Source organism: Janthinobacterium sp. HH102, assembly GCF_001758625.2.
In the GTDB taxonomy this organism is placed as follows: Bacteria; Pseudomonadota; Gammaproteobacteria; order Burkholderiales; family Burkholderiaceae_D; genus Janthinobacterium.
On record NZ_CP062062.1, the window covers coordinates 4,928,327 to 4,944,810 of the forward strand.

Sequence of the window (16,484 nt, forward strand, 5' to 3'; positions counted from 1 at the left end):
TGTCTACAGGATCGTCCCTACCATGATGGGAAGGTCAAGCGAAACTTAGCGTACTTCGCAGTCGACGTTGTTCGACTTGCCGGGCGTGGTACTGCTGGCGGTCGGGGGCATGCTGGAATTGAACACGGGCGGCGGCGCAAACTTTATGCCCGGATTGGCCGGCAGCACCACCGGCGGCTGCCGGAAATTCGGCGTATAGCCGAACTGGCCGGCGCTGAAATTGAGTGTGTCGGCAGGATTGGTCAAATTGATCAGGCCATCGAGCACTTGCACATACAGGCCGGGAGCCCGAGGCATCGACGATGCAGGCGCCGACAGCACAGGCGTCAACAGTGCAGGCGTCGACGGGCCAATATACTCGGCAATAAATGTCGTGCCGCGAATGCCGATGGTAGCGGCCGGCGTCTTCATCTCGAAGCGCTCCTTGTTGCGCTTGCCCAGCAGCCCCGTGACGGAACGCAAGCCCCCCTTGAGCAGGCTGAAGACGGCGTGGTCGCCATCGGGCTGCTCGGCCGTGTAGCTGAATTGCTCGATCACGAAACTGGTATTCGGTTTCAAGGTGATTTCGCTATTGTCGATCAGCTTGATCAAGGCATAGGTCTCCTTTTCCGTCAGCAAGGTGTCGCCCTGCTCGACTTCCGACTTGATGGCCAGTAATTTCACCTTGCCATCGGCCTTTTTCGCCATCAGCGGACCGCTCAATTGCATGACGGTGCCGGCCACCTGGCCGGCCCAGGCATGCGCGCCCACGCACATCAGGGCCAGCCACAAGAAGGCCTTAATTGCAGTACATTTTTTTAACAGATTCATTTTTTGTAGGTCCTGTTGAGTTACCTGCGGAGGCGGCAACATCCTTGTCGTCCGGCACCTTGTCAGCAGGCTTGGCCGGCAGTTTGGAAGCGAGCGGGACGTTGGAATAGTCGGCCTGCTTAATAATGCGCAAGGCGTCATTGATGGCCGCGCTCGTGGCGGCGTCGATCACGGGCTGTTCGACGGTCGTGACGGGCAGGAAGATGGCATCCGCCATGCTTACCGTGCCATTCGGCGCCTGCAAGCCGACGCTGGTGCGCTGGCGATTGATACGCACGCCCTGCGTGCCCGAGATGCTGCCCGTTTTCGCCAGCACGCTCATGCTGGCAGCGGCCGGCAAAGTGAAACTTGCCGTGTCCGCAAACAGCACATTGCCTTCCGCGCTGGCGGTAAAATTGCCGCCGCTGGCTACGCGGGAGTTGCCATTGATACTGATGTCGCGTCCCGCCATCAGGCTGATGTCACGCGCCGCCGCCAGCTGCGCGCCATCGCCCAGCACCACGTCGGTGCTGGCATTGAGCGCGATGTCATTGCCCGCGATCCTGCCGTTGACGGTGACGGGGCTGTGCGCCGTCACGCTGACGTTGCCGCCATTCGCATCGATATTGCCAGCCATGACGCCGCCCGTGTTGTCGATGGCGATATTGCCCGCGCCAGTGGTCAGTGTTCCCAGGGTCAAGATGCCCGGCGCCGAGGTATTGTTCAGCGCAATGCCGCCCCCGGCACGATTGCTGGCGCTAAAACTGCTGACCTGATTGCCCGCATTACTCAGCACGATGCCGTCGCGCGCCTGCACGGTCAGGCTGCTGGCGAGCAGCGCACCGTCCTGGCCGATGGCGCCGTTCAAGGCGCTCAGCTGCACATCGTTGGCCGCCAGGCTGGCGAAGCGCAAGTCGCCAGCCGCTTGCGTGATGGCCAGCTGGCCTGCCAGCCGGATGGCGCCGGCAGTCTGATTAAAGCTGTTGGCGACGAGCAAGTTGCCATTGCCGCTCAACACGCCGCCGCCTTGCACGTAACGGTCCGCCGACAGGCTGCCGTTCAGCAACAGGCTGCCGCCGTTGACTTCCAGGCTGGCCAGCAGGGAACTATCCGGCGCCTTGTCACCGAGGGTCAGGCTGCCGCCCGTCAGCAGTAAGCCCGCGGACGCCGTCAGGTTTTTCAGGATGGTGTTGCCGGCCGCCGCGCTGTAGGTCACGATGCCCTTGCTGTTGCTAAAGTCGACAGCCAGCACGTTCGCGCCTTCCGGCACCACGCCGCCGTCCCAGTTGGCCGCATCGCTCCACAAGCCGCTGCCGCTGCCTACCCAGGTCGACAATTGTTTTTGCGCAATCGTCGCCTGCGTCGTGCCGCCCGTCGAGGTCAGCAGGTAATTACCCGCATCGGCACCGCCCAGGCTCAGGTTCGTCACGAATACCGTCTTGCCCGCGCCCGCATTCTTGTCGCTGAAGCTGGCCAGGGCCGACAGGTCCAGGCGGTCACCGGCAACCCGGTCATCGCCAAAACCCAGCGCGGCGCCCGTCGTGCCGTCATAGATCTTGTTGACGCCGTTAAATTGCACATTGAGGGTGCGCGGCGTGATGGCGAAGGTCGTCGTGCCACCCATGGTGATGTCGTACTTGGTCGACCACAGGCCCGTCGCCGCATAGCTGCCCACGTTGCGCGCGTTGCTGCCGTAGCCGAGGCTGCCATTCACGCCCGTGTCGCCGTCGATCAATCCCACATAGGCGATCGAACCGAGGAAGGCGGCCAGCTGGCCATCGTAGACCTTGCCCGTGGCATTGCCCGCGAGGTTCACTTGCAGCGGCTTGAGGAAAGCCTTCAGCATCGGCGTCGTGTAGCCTTCGTAAATGCGCCACACGCTGCTGAAATTGTAGTCGCTGAAGCTGCCCTGCTGCCGCATCTGCGCCGTGCTGCGGCCGCTGGAGCCGCCGCCACCGGTCTGCACCAGCGATGTTTCATAATTGAAAAAGCCATAGCTGAACGGGGAACCGGCGGACACGCGGCCGGCCACCGCGCCCACGGACGCGTAGCCGTCGCCGCTCACGGCGCCGCTGCTGAAGACATGGCTGACGCTGCCCGTGCTTTCACCGACCAGCCCGCCCATGTTTTCCATGGACAGGATGGGATCGGCGGTAACGGCCCGGCCCACGGCGCCGCTGGCATATGCATCGTCGATGCTGCCGCCGTTCAAGCCCACCAGGCCGCCGATGCTGCGCGCGCCAGTGACATTGCCGGTGGCATAAGACTGGCTCAGCGCGCCCTGGTTGTTGCCGACCAGGCCGCCGATCATTTCGCGCGCGCCCGTCACCACGCCGGTGGCGTACGAAGTCGCGATGCTGGCGCCGGACGCATTCGATCCCGCCAGGCCGCCGATGGCGCCGCCGTTGTCGGCATTGACGCCGGTGACGGCGCCGCTGCTGGCCGACAGCGTGATGGCGCCGCCGTTGCTGCCCACCAGGCCGCCCACATTGCGCTGGCCGCTGACGGCGACGCCGCTGTTCACGCCGGATATAGTGCCGCTGACGACCTCGCCCGCCAGCGCGCCCACGTTCGCCCTGCCGGTGACGCTGCCGCCGCTCAGGGTCAGGTTGCGCAAGGTGCCGCCCTGCACCGTGCCAAACAGGCCTGCCGCCAGGCCAGGCACCAGGCTGCGGTCGATTTTCAAATTGCTGAGCGTAAATCCGCCGCCATCGAACACGCCGGAAAAACCGCTGCCGCTGCCGGCGATCGGCACAAAGCCCTGGCCATCGTTCCAGTTCGCCGTGCCGCTGGCGTCGATATTGCCGGCCAGGCGATAGCTGTTGCCCAGACCGAGGCTGGCGATGCCTTGCAAGCCATAGATATCGGCGAGCAGATAAGGTGTGGCGGCACCGTCGCCGCCGGCCACGCGCAGGAAACTGGCGCCGCTGCCGATGGTGAAGTTTCTGGCGCTAAATCCTGGCAGGGCCGCCGCATTTTGCACCCAGGCGCCACCGTCGAGCACAAAGCTGCCGCCCACCGTCACGGCGCCCGTGGCCGTGATGGCGGAACCGGAATTGAGGTGCAGATCGCCGGTCCTGGCAAGCGCATCCGATATCCGCAAGCCGCCCGTGTTCGTGCCGTCGCCGATGGTCAGCGACGCGGCCGAGATGCCGGCCAGCTCAACCGCGTTCAAACTGAGGGCCGTACCCGATTTGGTGCCCAGGTCGATGCTGCGCGCACTGCTTAGGGGCTTGATGATGACATTTGCGCCGCCCGCCGTGCCGCCGACGTCGATGCCGCCGGCAACGGTGATATTGTCGGCCTGCAGGGTCACCGTCTGGCCGGCGATGCCGTTGCCAGCAAGCTGGCCGGCGCCGCCCGACAGATTGATGCCGCCCAGCGCGTCATTCGCGCGCAAGCTCAGATTGCCGTTGCCGACATGGACCGTGGCGGCGCCCTCGATGCTGGCGCCCGATAGCGAAATGTTGCCGCCGTTGCTGGTAATGGCCGCGTTCAGATTGACGTTCGATCCCGGGCCATAGTTGCCGCTGGTGCTAGCAGGGTCATTCGCCGACAGGGTCACATTGCCGCCGTTGGTGGTGATGGCGGCGTAGACATTGATGGTTTCGCCCGCCTGCGCGGTCAGGCTGACGCCGGAATTGAGCATGTTCACCGAACTGCTGAAATTGATGCGATGCAGGGCTTGCAAGGTGACGTCGCTGGTGGCGCCGGAGATCGTATCGGCGCCGATGCTGGTGCTGCCGGTCGACGGCATATCGCTGAACTGATCGACATTGGCAAGGTTGCCGCCCGGTCCCTGCACCACGTCGATATCATACGGATCGAGCAGCCAGTTGCCGCGCTTGCCGCGCGCCGCGCTGGTATTGACGCGGATGCCGTCGACGGCCAGGTAATGGCCGGACGTTTCCACGAAGCCGCCGTCGCCGCCTTGCGCGCCGCCGCGCGCGGAAATGCTGCCGTGCACCTGGGCCGATTCATTGCCCCAGGCGATGACCTTGCCGCCGTTGCCGCTGACAATCGCATCGGCATTGACGCTGGCATCCTTGCCGACGAGTACTTGCCGCGCATTGTGCACGGCCGCGTTCTTGCCCTGGTAATCACCGCCCAGCAAGACCGTGCCGCCGCCCGTGGCGCCGCTGGCATCGATCTTCGCATTGCCCAGCAAACCCACTTGCTCGCCCAGCACCTGGATCTGGCCGCCCGTGCCGGCCGCGCCCGCGGCGCTGGTGACGCTGCCCGCTTCGAGCAGCGCCTTGCCGCTGGCCTTGAGCACGATCCTGCCGTTCTCGCCGACGACGGCGCTGTTGGCGTTGAGCACGCCGCGCTGGCTGACCAGCGCGCCGGCCATGCCGATGCTGCCGCCCTGGGCGATGATCTGGCCCAGGTTCAGCGCCTGGTCGGCCGGCGCAGAGACCAGTACGCGCAATTGCGGATTGCCGGGGTCGGCCAGCTGCACGCTGCGCCCGGCCGCCAGGATCACTTCGCCATTGGGCGCCGTGATGATGCCCGTGTTTTCCACGTTCGGCGCGATCAGCAGCACTTGCCCGCCCTTGCCCGCGTTAATCATGCCCGCATTGCTGACGCCGCCGGCCACGCCGCCGGCCGTGAACTGGCGCTTGCCGGCCAGGAAATCCTCATTCGTCATGCCCAGGCTGGAGGCGACCAGCCCGTTCACGTCCACTTTCGCCCCCTGGCCGAAAACGATGCCGTTCGGGTTGATCAGGAAGACCTTGCCGTTCGATTCGAGCGCGCCCAGGATCTTGCTGGGGTCTTGTCCCGTAATGCGGTTCAGTACGGCGCTATTGCCGCTTTGCTGGATGAAGCGCGTGATTTCGCCCGCATGGATGGAAAAACTCTGCCAGTTGATGATGGTGTTGGGCGTGTTCGTGATCGAAAAGATGTTGCCCTGCTGGCTGAACGTGGCCTGTCCGTTGACCACCTGCGGCAAGGCGGGGTTGGCCTGCGCGGCGCCGAAACAGCCGGCCAGCAGCAGTGCCAGCGCCGTGCGGCGCAGGGGCGGCGCAAGCGGTAATGAACAGGCGGGCGTCAGGATGAAAGCGGAGGCGTGCTGGACGTGGTTGTGCATGGTGTTCATCCTGATGCTAGTAGGCCAAGGCGAGGCGGAAATGCAGGCGGTTGGCGCCCCGCTGTCCCGTGTCGCCGCCATTGACGACATGGGCGTAATCGAGTTGCAGATTGGCGTAGCGGCTCAGCAGCAAACGCAGGCCGAGGCCGCCGCTGCTGATGCCTTGCGACGCGCTTTCGCCGGGCAGCGCATGGTTGCGGCGCAGCCAGGCCGTGTCATAGAACGCCAGCGCGCGGCACTGGTAAGCGAGCGCCTGGCCGCACCAGTTCGGCGTGTACAGTTCCAGGTTCAGGTTGACGCCCGAATCGTTCGATACCTCGCGCTCGGCAAAGCCGCGCACGGACGCGGCGCCGCCGGCGCCGAACTGCTCGCCCGGCACCAGCGCGTCGGGCGTGATCTGCGCGTTGGCGAGCGCGCGCCATTGCCAGTCGCCGGCCAGCACGCGTCCCGCACTGGCGCTCAGGCGCACCGTGTTGTAGGCCGCCTTGGCGTGCGCGCGCACGCGGTCGAAATCGGCTTGCGCGCCGTGCTTGCCGCCAGGGATATTGTGCGCGAAGGTGACCGCCACGCTGGTCTCGCCCGTGGGCAAGGTCCAGTTGCCGATATAGCTGACGCTGAGCGGATGCACGGTGACGTCGGCGCCCAGTTCCATGCCGAACAGCTGCACGCTGTTGCGGTAAGCCTTGTAGTCGATGCCGTACACGAGCTTGGGTTCGAAATCGCCGCTGCGGGCAAAGTTCTGGTTGTAGCGGATGCCGGCCATGCTGCCCTGGCCGCTGACGGCCAGGTCGAAAATGCCGGCCGAGACGCTGCCCGAATCGACGTTCGAATAGCTGGCAAAAAAATCCATCGAGTCGCCCAGCGCATACAGCGGCAAGTGGTAGCCGGCGCCATACACGCCCACCTTGTCCGGCTTTTCCAGGCTGCTCGTGTATTGCAGGCTGGCGACATGATCGAGGCCGAACAGATTCGCATGCTGCAGCACCACACCCACGTGCGTCTTGCCCGTTTGCGCATTGCCCGTATTGTCCACGTTGAGCATGGCTTTCCAGGGCTTTTCATCGGCCACCGTAACGATGGCGTCGATGGTGCCCGCCGGTTCATCGGCTTGCAGGCGCACTTCGATCTTGCGCGCCGGGTTTTCATTGGCCAGCCTCAGGCTTTGCGACAGCGCCGGCAAGTTCGGCGTCTCGCCTTCGCGAAGAGACGGCAAGGCGCGTCGCACGTTGGCCTCGTCCACATGCGTATTGCCGCCGATGGCAAGCTTGCCCAGCGGCGTTTGCAGCACGCTCAGGCGCACCACGCCGCGCTCCAGTTCCTGCTCGGGCAATTGCACCTGCACGGCGCTGTAACCGCGCTCGCGGTAAGCCCCCTCCAGTGCCTCGACGGCGCGCGCGATGTCGGAAAAATCGCGCTGCGCTCCCGTGTAGGGCGCCAGCAGGGCCTGCACTTGCGCGGACGTGAGCAGGGTATTGCCCTGGACGTCGAAGCGGCGGATCTCGAAGCGCGGCACGCCGTCGCCCTGCGTGGCAGGCGCGGCGTCATCCATGGAAACAGCGGCGCCGGCGGCGCCGACGGCGAACAGCAGCGCGGAACCCGCAAGCAGGTGCACCAAACGATATGTCATGTGAAGGATTTCTTGTGTAACCGGACAAGCGCGCGGCCCGCAGGCGCCAGCATGTCCGGCAATGGATTGAAGACAAATTTTAGACGGCTTTTAGTTTCCAGTCAGAAATTTCTAACATTTCCCCCTGTTTTTTATCGCAATGCAACAAACAATGCGCACGCCATGGTAAAAAATGCCGCAATCGCTTGCCTTTTCCGGCGAATGGCGGGCTATTTGCTGTGCAATGCTGTCACGCCATCCCAGTCCCATGGCGGTGGCGCGTTACGGTACTGCTCCAGGCGCGCCGCGTACAGCCGGTACAGGCCATCGCCGGGAAAGTCCGCCTGCAAATGGGCCAGCTGCGCACCTGCCTGCGCCCAGTCGCGCGCGCGCAGCCGGGCCAGCACCGCGTGCCAGCGCTCAAGCTGCGCCAGTTCGGCCGCTGCGGCACCGGCCAGCAGGCAGCGCGGCTCGAAGATCGCCACCGCTTCCTGCTTGCCCAGCACCCTGATCCGGTCGAGCTCGCGGTACAGGAAATCCGGGGCGGCCGCGCGCGTGGCCTCGCCCACCACGATGCCCACGCCATACAGCTTGCTGGCGCCTTCCAGGCGCGCGGCCAGGTTGACGCTGTCGCCCATCACGGTATAGGCGCGGCGGATGCGCGAGCCCATGTCGCCCACATGCATGGGCCCCGTATTGATGCCGATGCCGATGCGCAGCGCCGGCCAGCCGCGCGCGCAAAATTGCTGGTTCAGCCGCGCCGCGCTGGCCTGCATCAGCAGGGCGCTGGCCACGGCCCGGCTGGCGTGATCGCCAAAGGCGACGGGCGCGCCCCAGAACGCCATCACGGCGTCGCCGATGTATTTGTCCAAGGTGCCGCCATGGCTGTCGCGGATATCTTCCGACATGGCCGTCAGGTATGCGTTGATGTATTCGCGCAGCGCGGCCGGCGCCAGCTGCTCGGAAATGGCCGTGAAACCGCGCACGTCGGCAAACAGCACCGTCAGTTCGCGGTTCTCGCCCTCCATCGTGTAGCGGCGCGGATCGTCGGCCATCTCGGCCACCAGCTCGGGCGCCACGTACTCGCCGAAACGGGCCACCAGCGCGCGTCCCTTGCGCACCTCGAAAAAGTAACCCCACGCCAGGTTGGCGATGAACAGCGCAAGGATCAGCAGCAACAGCACGGCACCGCCCAGCACCAGATCGTGCACGGCGTACAGGTACAGGTTGATGCCGATGGCGGCGGCCAGCGCGGCCACGGTAGCCAGCATCACGCCAGCCGGCGGCAGCACGGCCAGGGCGCCCGCCAGCAGCAGGCCAAACAGCACGATCTGCACCAGTTCCAACGCCAGCGCGTAGTCGGGCCGCGCCTTGAAACGCCCGTCGAGCATGGACTTGATCAGGTTGGCGTGCACCTCCACCCCCGGATATTCGGCATTCACGGGCGTGGCGCGGATATCGTTCAAGCCGGGCGCCGTGGTGCCCACCAGCACGATGGCGCCCTTGAGCAGCGCGGGCGGCACCGTGCCGGCCAGCACGTCGGCGGCCGACACGTAGCGGAAGGCGCCGCCATCGGGGCCGCCCGCGCCGCGGTACTGCACCGTGGTCGTCAAGGCTTCGCCGACAGGAATCGCCATCGCGCCGCGCGGCGTGAACAGCATGATGTGTTCGAGGCCGCCATTGGCCAGTTCGCGCGCCGACAGGGTATCGGCCGTGCCCGTGAAACGGGGAGCGATGGCGCGCGCCTGCAGGTAGACGGCGACGGTGGCCAGCGACAGCGAAGGATAATAGCCGTCGCCGATGCGCTGCAACAGGATCGAGGAACGCACGACGCCGTCGGCATCGGTCAGCGCCGTGAAGATGCCGGCGCCCTGCGCGGCCGCCTGCAGGGGTGCGATATTGGCTTCGTAGCCGCGCGCCACGTAGGCCGTGACCGTGCGCCCGTTCAAATCGGCGACGGTAAAGGCGGGCCTGGGCAGCACGCCCTTCCTTTGCTGCTCCGAGACGCTGTAGCCGAGCACCACGGGCTGGCCGCGCATGGCCTCGGCAAACAGGCCGTCGTAGTCCATGGCCGGGCGCAGCTTTTCCAGCTGCGCCGGCAAGCCGGCCACGCCGGCCAGTTCGCCGCGCGCCAGGCCTTGCAGCACGGCGTAACCGGAACTGGTGTCCGCTTCGGGAAACGAGATATCGAAACTCAGCGCGGCCACCCCGTAATGGCCGGTGAGCTGGCGCACCAGGCGCGCCTGCACGTCGCGGCTCCAGGGAAAACGGCCCACGCGGGCCAGGCTTTGCTCGTCGATGTCGACGATGACGATGCGGCGGTCGAGCTGCGGCGCATCAAAGCGCATGCGCCAGTCGCCCAGCATGGCGTCAAGCCGCGCGATCGTGTCGTTGCCGGCCAGGCACAGCACGGCCGCCGCCACGGTCAGCATTATGCCCAGCAGCGACCGCGCCCCATGCTTGCGCCAGGACTGCGGCAGCTTCAAGGGGTATAGCCCGGAATGGCCGCCTCGTCGACGGCATCGATCTGGCTCGGATGCATGTGCTTTTCAGCGAAGGTCAGATAGACCTTGCTGCGGATGAAAACGTCGAACAGCTCCGGGTCGATATGGCCGTTCAGGCTGAAGTTACCGAGGATGCGCAGCGATTCGGACAGCGACTTGCCCTTTTTGTAGGGCCGGTCGCGCGCCGTCAGCGCCTCGAAAATGTCGGCAATCGCCATCAGCCGCGCCGGCACCGACATCTGCTCTTTCGTCAGCCCGCGCGGATAACCCTTGCCATCCATGCGCTCATGGTGGCCGCCCGCATATTCGGGCACCTTTTGCAGGTGCTTGGGCCACGGCAGCGCTTCGAGCATGCGGATCGACACGCTGATATGGTTGTTGACGATGGCCCGCTCGGCCGCCGTCAGGGTGCCGGCGCGGATGGTCAGGTTCTCCGTCTCGTCGGCGTCGAGAAAATCGCGCAGTTCGCCGTCGGCCGCGCGCCAGCGGCGCCGGGCGATCTGCCGCACCCTTTCCTGGTCGGCCTGCGCCATGCTCTCGCCGCCGATGTTGACCGTGCGGATGAAATCGCGCTCTTCGCGCAGCGCCGCCTGCTCCTGCTCCAGCGCGCGGGCAATGGCGTCCTTCTGTTGCGGCTGCGCGGCCTGCAGGCGCAGGGCCTCGATCTCGGCGTCGCGCAGCAGCACTTCGTAGCGCGTGTCGATCAGGGCGATGCGGTCGAAAATGGTTTCCAGCTTGGTGGCCTTGTCGACCACGTGCACGGGCGTGGTGATCTTGCCGCAATCGTGCAGCAGGCCGGCCAGCCACAGCTGCTTGCGCTCGTTGTCGCTGAGCCGGAAATCGGCCAGCGGCCCCGTTTGCGTCGCATGCGCGGCGTCGGCCAGCAACATCGTCAGCTCGGGCACGAACTGGCAATGCCGTCCCGTGTACGGCGACTTTTCATCGATGCCGATATTGATCAGGGTAACGAGCGACTCGAGCAGCTCTTCCAGCTGAGAGATGAGCAGCTGATTCGTCAGCGCCACGCCCGCCTGCGCGGCCAGCGCCTCGATGAAGCGCTGGTCGGTGGAGGAAAAGGCGCGCACCTGGCCCGTCTCGCCATCCTTGGCATTGACCAGCTGCAGCACGCCGATCAAGTCGCCCTCGTGATCGCTCATGGGCACCGTCAGGATCGATTGCGTGTGGTAGCCATGGTGGCGGTCAAACTCGCGCATGCCGGAAAAATTGAAGACCTCGTCGCGGTAGACGTCGGCGATATTCACGCTGCGGCGCATGTTCGCCGCATACGCGGCCACCGACGCCAGGTTGGGCTGGCCGGCGCCATCGAACAGGGGTACGCCCGGCAAACCCATGTCCGCCCCCTGCGCGATGCCCAGGCTGTCGTTGACGCTGATGTCGAACGCCAGCTGGCGCCCGTCAAGCGCGGGCCGGTACAAGGTGGCGCCGTCGGCGCCGCTCATGCTTTTCGCCAGCAGCACGATGCGCTGCAGCAGCGCGCCAATGTCGCGCCCCTCACCGCCCAGGCCGTGGCCGAGCGCGACGCTGAGTTCGGTCAATTGCTCCAGTCTGTGGGCGATTTTCTCAGGGTGCAGCTGAGGCATATTGGTGGCAATCAGGTAATGGGCAAGCAAAAAAGGGGAAGTCGGCAAGCGCCAGTGTAACGGCGACCCTGCGCACTGTACATTACTTAGTCACAACAAAATGAAATTACTTTCCGTAACGCAACACGCATAAATGTTGCCGCCAATCTCATTAATTAGAATAGAATCAACAATAATTACACTGTAACAAGGTACTGAATGAAATTCACGTTCAGGGGCGTGCGCGGCTCCATCCCCTCCCCCGGCCCGCGCACGGCGCGCTATGGCGGCAACACCACGTGCATCGAAGTGCGCACGGACAACGACAGCCTGATCATTCTCGATGCCGGCAGCGGCATCTTCGCGCTGGCGCAGCAACTGCCGCCGGGCCAGCCCGTCGACGCGCACGTCTTCATCACGCACAGCCACTGGGACCACATCCACGGCTTGCCCATGTTCTCGCCCCTGTTCGTGGCCGGCAACCGCATGCGCCTGCATGGCGCCCTGGACGGCAACAGCGGGCGCGGCATCGAGCACGTGATGGCGGTGCAGCTGCAGGGCAGTTATTTTCCCGTCAGCGAAGCGGCCATGGCGGCCTGCATCGAGTACCGCACCCTGGCGCCCGGCGAAGCCGTCGACGTGGGCGGCGCGCGCGTGCGCGGCGCGGAAATGAACCATCCGGTGGTCAACCTCGGCTACCGCATCGACTGCGGCGGCGCCTCGCTGTTTTTCAGCGGCGACCATGAACCGTTCTACAACCTGCATCCGCCCGGCCACGCCGAGCATGCGGCCTGCGCGGCGCGCAATGCGCAGCGCCAGGCCGGCATCGATGCGCTGGTCGCCGGCGTCGATGCGCTGATCATGGATTGCTCGTACACGCGCGAAGAATACCCGGGCAAGCAGGGCTGGGGCCACGGCACCTTCGACGCCGCCTTCGACCTGGCCCTGCGCTGCGGCGCGCGGCACCTGTACTGCACCCACCACGAACCGACCCGCAGCGACGAGCAGCTCGAGGCCGTGTTTGCCGACGTGATGGGCCGCTATGCGAGCCGCCTGGCCGGCCTGCAGGTGTTCCTCGCCAGCGAGGGGCTGACGGTGGAACTGGCCGGCGCATAAAAAAAGGGAGCCGCAAGGCTCCCTTTTTACTGGCGTTGGCTATCCATTACATGATGTGGTGGCCAATCCACCAGGCCACTGCCGCCACGAACGCGGAAGCGGGAATCGTGAAGATCCAGGCCCAGACGATATTGCCGGCAACACCCCAGCGCACGGCCGACATTTTTTGCGCCGAGCCGACGCCGACGATGGCGCCCGTGATCGTGTGCGTGGTCGACACGGGAATGCCCAGCGCCGTCGAGACGAACAGGGTAATGGCGCCGCCCGTTTCGGCGCAGAAGCCGCCGACGGGTTTCAACTTGGTGATCTTCTGGCCCATGGTCTTGACGATGCGCCAGCCGCCGAACAGGGTGCCGAAGCTAATGGCCGTGTAGCACGAGATGATGACCCACATCGGCGGCATCTGGTCGTTCACGTTCGAGTAGCCGGCCGCGATCAGCAGCATCCAGATGATGCCGATGGTTTTTTGCGCATCGTTGCCGCCGTGGCCCAGGCTATAGGCCGCGGCCGATGCCAGTTGCAAACGGCGGAACCACTTGTCGACCTTGCGCGGCGTCGAACGGACAAAAATCCACGACACGATCAGCATCATGATGGAGCCGAACACGAAGCCCAGCACGGGGGCGATGACGATGAAGGCCACGGTTTTCCACAGGCCGGCCGCGACCAGCGCGCCCGTGCCCGACTTGGCCACAGCGGCGCCCACCAGGCCGCCGATCAGGGCGTGCGAGGACGACGAGGGAATGCCGTAGTACCAGGTAAACAAATTCCAGAAGATGGCGCCCATCAGCGCGCCGAAGATCACGTACTGGTCGATCACGGCCGGGTCGATGGTGCCCTTGCCCACCGTGGCGGCCACGGTCAGCTGGTGGAACACGAAGATGGCGACGAAGTTGAACGTGGCGGCCATGGCAACCGCGGTCTGCGGTTTCAATACGCCCGTCGAGACCACCGTGGCAATCGCGTTGGCGGCATCGTGGAAGCCGTTCATGAAGTCAAACAGCAGCGCGAGGACGATCAACAGGCCTAGCACGTAGATGCTGATTTGTATGGTCATTATAGTTTCTTTTCTGATTCTGGTTCAGGACAGGCCCAACGCTTACGCGTTTTCGACGATGATGCCTTCGATAATATTGGACACATCTTCGCAACGGTCGGTCACGGTTTCCAGAATTTCGTAGATCGCTTTCAGCTTGATCAGGTTGCGCACGTCCGGCTCGTCGCGGAACAGCTTGGACATGGCGGCGCGCATCACGTGGTCGGCGTCCGATTCCAGGCGGTCGATTTCTTCGCAGATGGCGACGATCTTGCGCGAGTTGTCCATGTTGTGCAGCATGGCGACGGCGTCGCGCACTTTCTCGGTACAGGCCAGCACCAGTTCGGCCAGGCGCTTGGCTTCCGGCGTGACGGCTTTCAAGTCGTACAGCGAGACGGTTTGCGCCGCGTCTTCCAGCAGGTCGAGGATATCGTCCTGGCGCGTGATCAGCTGATGGATGTCGTCGCGGTCGATCGGCGTGATGAAGGTCTTGTGCAGCATTTCCACGGTGGCGTAGGTGACTTTGTCCGCCTGTTTCTCGATGCTTTCGATCGCGTGCACGCGGTTTTCCAGGTCGTCGAAATTGGTCATCAGGCCGAGCATCTCTTTCGCGCCCTTGACGCACAGTTCCGCGTGCTGGTTAAACAATTCAAAAAACTTGCCCTCAGTGGGCATCAAGCGTCCAAACATGTCATTCTCCGTTAAGCATTGAGTCGTGTTATTTACTACAGAAAGCCGCCCCGTATGAGGGGGCGGCCAATGGAATATCAGTGCTGCTGAGTCTTAGTCGCCTTGGTAAAGCGCCAGGCCACCACTGTAATTGCCAAATTTGGTGTACTGCCCCATGAAGGTGAGGCGGATGCTGCCGATTGGACCGTTACGTTGTTTGCCGATGATGATTTCGGCCGTCCCCTTGTCCGGCGAGTCGGGGTTATACACCTCGTCGCGGTAAATGAACAGGATCACGTCGGCATCCTGCTCAATAGCGCCCGATTCGCGCAAGTCGGACATCACGGGACGCTTGTTCGGGCGTTGTTCCAGCGAGCGGTTCAACTGTGACAGCGCGATCACGGGGCAACCGAGTTCTTTCGCCAGGCCTTTCAAGCCACGCGAAATCTCGGAAATCTCCGTGGCGCGGTTGTCGCCCGGCGTATTGGCCGACATCAGTTGCAAGTAATCGACGATGATCAGGCCCAGCTTGCCGCACTGGCGCGACAAACGGCGCGAACGGGCGCGCAATTCGATGGAATTGAGCGCCGGCGTTTCATCGATGTACAACTGCGCGTCGTTCATCTTCTGGATTGCATTCGTCAGGCGCGGCCAGTCTTCGTCGTTCAGGCGGCCCGTGCGCAGGCGGTGCTGGTCCAGCTGTCCGACGGAGCCGAGCATACGCATGGCCAGCTGGGCGCCGCCCATCTCCATCGAGAACACGGCCACGGGCAAGCCGCTGTCGATGGCCACGTTTTCGCCGATGTTGACGGAAAACGCCGTCTTGCCCATCGACGGACGGCCCGCCACGATCACCAGGTCGCCCGGCTGCAGACCCGAGGTCATGCGGTCGAGGTCGATGAAACCGGTGGGCACGCCCGTGATTTCACTCTGGTTGTCGCGGCTGTACAGTTCGTCGATGCGCTCGACCACTTGCGTCAGCAGGGGCTGGATGGCGGTCCAGCCCTGGGCGCCGCGCGCGCCTTCTTCGGCGATGGCGAAAATCTTCGACTCGGCCTCGTCAAGCATCTGCTTGACTTCCTTGCCTTGCGGGCTGAAGGCCGTGCCGGAGATATCGTCGGCGACGGTGATAAGTTTGCGCAGTACGCCGCGGTCGCGCACGATCTCGGCATAGCGCCGGATGTTCGCGGCCGATGGCGTGTTTTGCGCCATGGCGTTCAGGTAAGCGAGTCCGCCCACGTCATCGGCCTTGCCGAGCTGGGTCAGGGTTTCAAAAACAGTAATGACATCGGCTGGCTTGGAAGCGTTAACCATCTTGACGATTTGCTCGAAGATGATGCGATGGTCATAGCGATAGAAATCCTCCGCATGCATGAAGTCGGCGATGCGGTCATAGGCGGCATTGTCGCGCAGCAGACCACCGATAACGGATTGTTCTGCTTCGATCGAATGCGGCGGAATACGGAGGGAATCCAGTTGCGGATCAGAGGGGGCGTTCATGGCGCGAATTATACCCGCTTCGGCGTGCCGGCAAAAATAAAGGGCTGAAAATGAGCGAAAAAAAGGCCACAAAAAAGCCGGGCGAACCCGGCTTTTCATAGTGCGGCAGCGCTTGCGGGCCAGGCCCGCAGGCGATTACGCGTTCGCGTCTGGAACGACAGCGATAACAACTTCCACGACCACGTCGGTGTGCAGAGCAACCGAAACGTTGTGCTCGCCAACGATCTTCAGCGGGCCGGTAGGCATGCGGATTTGTGCTTTTTCAACAGCAAAACCTTGCTTGGTCAGCGCTTCAGCGATGTCGAAGTTGGTGACGGAACCGAACAGACGGCCATCGACGCCAGCTTTTTGAGCAACTTGAACGGTCAGGCCGCTCAGTTTTTCGCCCTGGGCTTGCGATGCGGCCAGTTTGGCGGCAGCAGCTTTTTCCAGTTCGGCGCGCTTGACTTCGAATTCAGCCACAGCGGTTGCCGTAGCACGACGTGCCAGGCGTTGCGGGATCAGGAAGTTACGTGCGTAACCGTCTTTGACTTTGACGACTTCGCCGAGGTTACCGACGTTTACAACTTTTTCTAACAGAATGATTTGCATAGTT

At 64.0% G+C, this 16,484-nt stretch carries 10 protein-coding genes; 1 reads left to right on the plus strand and 9 read right to left on the minus strand.

Annotated elements, in window-relative coordinates; translation table 11 throughout:
* Window positions 1–45: 45 nt before the first annotated feature.
* The 5 genes from JAB4_RS22505 to JAB4_RS22525 all read right to left on the minus strand — a co-directional run bounded on the left by JAB4_RS22505 (window position 46) and on the right by JAB4_RS22525 (window position 11,589).
* Window positions 46–810 (minus strand): FecR domain-containing protein, encoded by a 765-nt coding sequence (locus JAB4_RS22505; protein ID WP_070219124.1) that lies wholly within the window; start codon window positions 808–810, stop codon window positions 46–48.
* The gene (locus JAB4_RS22510) at window positions 779–5,878 is read right to left on the minus strand and encodes a filamentous hemagglutinin N-terminal domain-containing protein (protein WP_070300424.1); all 5,100 of its coding nucleotides are present in this window, start codon (window positions 5,876–5,878) and stop codon (window positions 779–781) included. Before JAB4_RS22510 ends, JAB4_RS22505 begins: the two co-directional genes overlap by 32 nt.
* Before the next feature lie 16 nt (window positions 5,879–5,894).
* On the minus strand, window positions 5,895–7,505 hold the full coding sequence (locus JAB4_RS22515; RefSeq protein WP_070221145.1) for a ShlB/FhaC/HecB family hemolysin secretion/activation protein: 1,611 nt from the start codon (window positions 7,503–7,505) through the stop codon (window positions 5,895–5,897).
* A 209-nt stretch (window positions 7,506–7,714) separates the two neighbouring features.
* Window positions 7,715–9,916, minus strand: a complete 2,202-nt coding sequence (locus JAB4_RS22520; RefSeq protein ID WP_070221161.1) for an adenylate/guanylate cyclase domain-containing protein — start codon at window positions 9,914–9,916, stop codon at window positions 7,715–7,717.
* Between the two features lie 50 nt (window positions 9,917–9,966).
* A complete protein-coding gene (locus JAB4_RS22525; RefSeq protein ID WP_070221163.1) occupies window positions 9,967–11,589 on the minus strand; it encodes an HD family phosphohydrolase in 1,623 nt (540 codons plus the stop codon).
* Between the two features lie 198 nt (window positions 11,590–11,787).
* Between JAB4_RS22525 and JAB4_RS22530 the strand changes: the two genes are divergently transcribed.
* Window positions 11,788–12,684, plus strand: coding sequence for an MBL fold metallo-hydrolase (locus JAB4_RS22530; protein ID WP_070221143.1), 897 nt, complete (start codon window positions 11,788–11,790; stop codon window positions 12,682–12,684).
* 46 nt (window positions 12,685–12,730) lie between these two features.
* Here the strand turns inward: JAB4_RS22530 and JAB4_RS22535 are convergent, their stop codons facing one another.
* From JAB4_RS22535 to rplI, 4 genes are all read right to left on the minus strand, one after another.
* The gene (locus JAB4_RS22535) at window positions 12,731–13,744 is read right to left on the minus strand and encodes an inorganic phosphate transporter (RefSeq protein ID WP_070221141.1); all 1,014 of its coding nucleotides are present in this window, start codon (window positions 13,742–13,744) and stop codon (window positions 12,731–12,733) included.
* Between the two features lie 39 nt (window positions 13,745–13,783).
* Window positions 13,784–14,410 carry a DUF47 domain-containing protein gene (locus JAB4_RS22540; RefSeq protein WP_010400015.1) on the minus strand — a complete coding sequence of 209 codons (627 nt, stop codon included), beginning with the start codon at window positions 14,408–14,410 and terminating at the stop codon, window positions 13,784–13,786.
* Between the two features lie 93 nt (window positions 14,411–14,503).
* Window positions 14,504–15,889: a replicative DNA helicase gene (locus JAB4_RS22545; RefSeq protein ID WP_034750488.1), complete on the minus strand. Its 1,386-nt coding sequence runs from the start codon at window positions 15,887–15,889 to the stop codon at window positions 14,504–14,506.
* A 135-nt stretch (window positions 15,890–16,024) separates the two neighbouring features.
* The gene (gene rplI, locus JAB4_RS22550; protein ID WP_034783456.1) at window positions 16,025–16,480 is read right to left on the minus strand and encodes a 50S ribosomal protein L9; all 456 of its coding nucleotides are present in this window, start codon (window positions 16,478–16,480) and stop codon (window positions 16,025–16,027) included.
* Between the last annotated feature and the right edge of the window lie 4 nt (window positions 16,481–16,484).